Here is a 4,599-nt window from a genome sequence, read left to right as displayed (position 1 = left end):
CAAACTTATCGAAGAGGATCGTCGCCAGCAGATGAGGGCCGATGAAGCCGCGCGGCGCGCCTCGCAGTCACGGCAGGTAAATTTCTCCCGCACCGTCTCGATCACTTTGAACCGGCGCGGAACCTCCTCGAGCGTCTCGGTGACGTCCTCGCCCAGTTTCGACAGGCGCGACCCGCCGCAGCATGCACAGGTGGCTGGAGGATCGATCACCACGCGCTCACGCTCGATATCCTCCGGCCACGGCTTCCGGACCGGCCGTTTGCGTGTGAACGAACGTACGCTCGAGGTCCTGGCGGCAGCCGCCTGCGCTGCGGCTTCATCCTCCGTCGCCGCCATCACCAGTTCTTCGAGCTGCAATTCCATCTGGTCGATCAGGCGCGCCGTGCGCTCGGATCGCCGGCCGCGCAGTTCGCGCTTCAGCTTTTCGATCGCCAGCTCCAGACTGGCAATCAAGGCCTCACTGTCCGACAGCATGGCCTGCGCATTGGCGGCTTGCGCCACCGCAATGTCCCGCTCGGCGACGACGGTGTCACGCTCGGCAACAACGACGTCGCGTTCAGCCTGCAACATCTCACGCTCGGAAAGCAGCGCCAGATAGGCGCTCGTAAGGTCCGCAGGGAGATCCACAGGCTTCGAAGTCATGAAGCCATTCGATCAGATTCACTCAATATTTTCAATGCAATAATGCTATCCGACCCGTGTCGGACGCCAGGTTTCCTGCGGATTGCGCCAGTCGATCCCGGACAACAAATAAGACAATTGCGCCGGTGAGATCGCTACCGCGCCGCCCTCCATATTCGGCCAGATAAACCGGCCCTTCTCCAGCCGCCGGGTAAAAAGGCAGGCGCCCAGACCATCATGCCAGATGATCTTCAAAATATCCGATCTGCGCCCCCTGAAGACGAAGAGATGCCCTGATAACGGATCATGCTTCAGAACCTCCTGCACCCGAAGCGCCAGAGAGTGAAAGCCACAGCGCATGTCCGTGAACCCCGTAAAAAGCCAGACCTTGACCCCTGTTCCCATCGGCAACGGATTCACCGCAATGTCTCCAGGCCTCGGACAATCCGGAGCAGCGCTTCAACGTCGACATCGCGGTTCACGATCACACGGCGACCATTCGCGCTGACAACCTCCATAAGCCCACTTTGTGCCGTCGAAGAATTGTTCGGCGCAACAACCGGCATGCCTGGCTCCGGGAACAACAGTGCAGGAACAAACCCTTCACTCCCCCGGCCATTGCCGAGCCGTCCCTCGCGTGCGGCTTTACGCCAATCGTTCAACTGAAAGCGTGTGATCCCATGGCGACGTGCCGTTGCGGTGACCTGACGCGGGGCGGAATAACTCTCCGCCACGATCGCAAGTTTGGCCTCGTTGCTGAAACGGCGACGCCGCCCGCTATCGACAATCTCCATACGGCTAACTTGCGGCCGCTTCTCTATCGTTAAATCCACGGTTCTCACACTGTCTATATTGACGTCCATATAGACAGAACACCCAGTTCGCCTCACTTCTCAGCAAGGCGGCCCTCCTCGGATGCGTACCTTTCAACTATCATTTAAGTTGAAAGAAAAGCATCGTGGCGGAGCCAAGGTGATCAAGCGATATCTTCGCCCCGCGACACCCTATCAGCGGCTGCTTGACGATGCACGCACACCAGAGGATTCGCCCCGCCCCCCAATTAGCACTTTGCGGTTCCCGGCAGATGCGCCGCCGATTCTCCTCCTTTGAGCTCGGCACTTTCACCCTTTGCATATATGCATGGCTCGCCGCCCTTGAGCTCGAGCAGTGCTTTGACCGATTCTGTCAGTCTTCGCTTTCCGGCGCCGACGTGAACGAGCGACCGATCGATGCCGCATCAACAACGTAACCCATCGATCCCGTTCGCAACCGCGCCTTCTGGTCCAGCAAACCTCACCAGCAGTTCGGCAACGTTGCCGGCGCCCACCACATGCTTCTTCATCTTCTCGGCGTTGTCCGGTGGGAACAAAAGTAACGGCAGGTCGATCAGTTCAGTCCCAAAGTCGCGAAAATTGAGCCACGAATGCGTGCGGACAGCAGTCGACGTTTCTGAGTGAACCGGTGTGGCGCCCCCCCCCACAAACCACTCCTTCCGGGCGAGTGATTTGATCTAGCCTCATGCTGCCAGAGCACCTGCCCGCCGGTCAGATTGGTGCTGGTCGTCGCGGACACGGTGGTCCTCACCGGACCTCACCGGATGGATACTGCCAATCCGGTTGAATGGCGGGTGAATTCCGTTTCACCTCGGAGCAACCTTGTCCGCATTCCACGGAAGACACTGAGCAGCCGGTACTCGCTGTAGGACTTGTCGGGTCCGCGACACGGCGGTGTCGGTTCAACCCGGGCTGGGATCCCCACTCAAACCGCTAGAAACGAAAGAGAAGTTCTATGGTGGTTATGTTCTACGCAGTTGGCACAGTTTTTGAAGCTCGCTTGCAGCGAGGCGACAGGCGTCACCAAGCGGAGTATTTCTTGAGCTTTTGGAGACCGAGCGTCTTGGTGCGCTCGCATGAATCATGAATCGTCTTCCTATCGATCTGCGCGGCGGCACTTTCTATGACGTGCTCGCCTTCACAGCCCGCCACTGGAGCAGACAGCCGACCCCGCTCACGATCATCATCATGGCAGTGCTTGCCTCCACGCTCGCTGACGTGCTGACGCCGCTGTATTCGGCTCATCTTGTCGACGCTGTTTCCCGCGGTGCTGCCGCGGAAGATACGGTTTGGGATGAAGCCATTCTAGCATTTTTCGTGTTGGTTGGACTCGCGCTCAGCGCAATCGTCATGCGCACCATAGCCTTCCTCTACATCAGCAAGCTGACGCTGAAAATGAAGTCCGATGTTGCAAGCGACGCCTTCCGCCGCGTCCAGCGCTTCTCGACAGACTGGCATTTGCAAAGACTCGCCGGCTCTACGGTCCGTAAGATCACGCGCGGCATGTCTGCGCTTGACCTCCTGAACGACTCGATCCTTATTGCGCTGTTTCCGTCGCTCATTATGTTAGTTGGTTCTACCATACTTCTCGGCCTGTACTGGTTTGGTATGGGCCTGGTTATCGCCTGCGGCTCATTTGTCTATGTCGCGCTGACGATCATGTTATCGCTCGGCTATGTCGCTCCCGCGGCGAGCCTTGCAAACAACTCGGATACCCGGCTCGGTGGTGCGCTCGCAGATTCAATAAGTTGCAACGCTGTGGTGAAGAGCTTCGGTGCTGAGGTGCGAGAAGAAGAGCGCTTTGCGAAGATTCTCGCCAAATGGCGGTGCCACACGCGCCGGAGCTGGATGCGGGGAACAATCAATAGCGCGGTTCAGGGCTTAACTCTTGTTGTGATCAGAGCCGCAGTAATCGGCTTTGCTCTGTTTCTGTGGTCGCGCGACCAAGCGACTCCAGGTGACCTTGCGTTCGTGCTCACCTCCTTCTTCGTGCTATATGGCCATTTGCGCGATCTTGGCATGCACGTCCGCAACCTTCAGCGCTCGGTCTCCGATATGGAGGAACTACTCGAAATTGAGGGACAGCCCCTCTGCATCGCCGACCGCCCGGGGGCCAGACCAGTCCGGATTACGACAGGCCGAATCGATTTCAAGAATGTCTGTTTTCACTATGGCAACTCTGGGCTGCCGCTCTACAGTGACTTCTCACTATCGATCAAGGCAGGAGAACGGGTTGGTCTCGTTGGCCCGTCCGGCTCCGGGAAGACCACTTTCGTGAAGCTCGTTCAGCGGCTCTATGACGTGAACGATGGTGTGATCCTAATCGACGGACAGGATATCTCGAAGGTAACGCAAGCATCTCTGCGGTCACAGATCTCAATTGTGCAGCAGGAGCCGATCCTCTTCCATCGCTCAATTGCAGAGAACATCGCCTATGGCCGGCCCGGTGCCGGACAGTCGGAGATCGAAGAGGCCGCACGGCTCGCTCGTGCGCATGAGTTCATTGCGCGCCTCCCGAAGGGCTACGCTACCCTTGTTGGGGAGCGCGGCGTCAAGCTTTCAGGTGGAGAGCGCCAGCGTGTAGCAATCGCCCGCGCTTTTATGGCTAACGCCTCCATACTGATCCTCGACGAGGCGACGTCAAGTCTCGATTCGGAATCGGAGATGCTGATCCAGGCCGCGATTGAACGGCTGATGATCGGCCGTACGACGCTTGTCATCGCGCACCGGCTGGCAACGGTGCGCGCGCTCGACCGGCTGCTCGTCTTCGATAGCGGCCGTGTCATCGAGGAAGGTGAGCATGCGGCGCTGATCCGCCGTCCAGGTGGTATCTACCGCCGCGTGTTCGAGCGGCAGGTGCTTGAGTTGACGAAGGGTCTTGTCTGAGCGGTTTCTCGACGGCTGTGGGATTAGAGCGCGTCCGCTGAACGCGGAATCTATTGAAATGACAGTCGCTATTTGCCGTGATTCCCTGTCTTCGAATCAGGAGGAAAAACCTGGACCGCACACCGGGTCGCTTCTGTAAGGCGCGTGCGCGCGATCCACGCGTGCAAATCAGCCGGCAAAGATGGCGAATGGCTGACCATGACAGAAGCTGCGGCGGTTTTGGGCGTAACCAACCACCGAATACGCCACCTGATCAACA

At 58.5% G+C, this 4,599-nt stretch carries 4 protein-coding genes and 1 pseudogene; 1 reads left to right on the top strand and 4 read right to left on the bottom strand.

What is annotated here, in order from left to right; translation table 11 throughout:
* The 4 genes and pseudogenes from GGI60_RS31520 to GGI60_RS31505 form a co-directional block, all read right to left on the bottom strand.
* Positions 1 to 642: pseudogene (locus tag GGI60_RS31520) on the bottom strand (IS66 family transposase zinc-finger binding domain-containing protein); the annotation flags it as partial.
* A 45-nt stretch (positions 643 to 687) separates the two neighbouring features.
* Complete coding sequence (gene tnpB, locus GGI60_RS31515; RefSeq protein WP_348649578.1) at positions 688 to 1,041, bottom strand: IS66 family insertion sequence element accessory protein TnpB; 354 nt, start codon at positions 1,039 to 1,041, stop codon at positions 688 to 690.
* On the bottom strand, positions 1,038 to 1,484 hold the full coding sequence (tnpA, locus tag GGI60_RS31510) for an IS66-like element accessory protein TnpA (protein WP_183920474.1): 447 nt from the start codon (positions 1,482 to 1,484) through the stop codon (positions 1,038 to 1,040). Before tnpA ends, tnpB begins: the two co-directional genes overlap by 4 nt.
* Before the next feature lie 374 nt (positions 1,485 to 1,858).
* Positions 1,859 to 2,101, bottom strand: a complete 243-nt coding sequence (locus tag GGI60_RS31505) for a hypothetical protein (protein ID WP_183920476.1) — start codon at positions 2,099 to 2,101, stop codon at positions 1,859 to 1,861.
* A gap of 436 nt (positions 2,102 to 2,537) precedes the next feature.
* Between GGI60_RS31505 and GGI60_RS31500 the strand changes: the two genes are divergently transcribed.
* Positions 2,538 to 4,340, top strand: a complete 1,803-nt coding sequence (locus tag GGI60_RS31500; RefSeq protein WP_183920478.1) for an ABC transporter ATP-binding protein — start codon at positions 2,538 to 2,540, stop codon at positions 4,338 to 4,340.
* The last annotated feature ends 259 nt before the right edge of the window (positions 4,341 to 4,599 follow it).

The organism is Rhizobium lentis, from assembly GCF_014200175.1.
Taxonomy (GTDB): domain Bacteria; phylum Pseudomonadota; class Alphaproteobacteria; order Rhizobiales; family Rhizobiaceae; genus Rhizobium; species Rhizobium mulingense.
The sequence above is the reverse complement of the archived record's forward strand: the minus strand, read 5'-3'. Positions and strand labels throughout refer to the sequence as shown.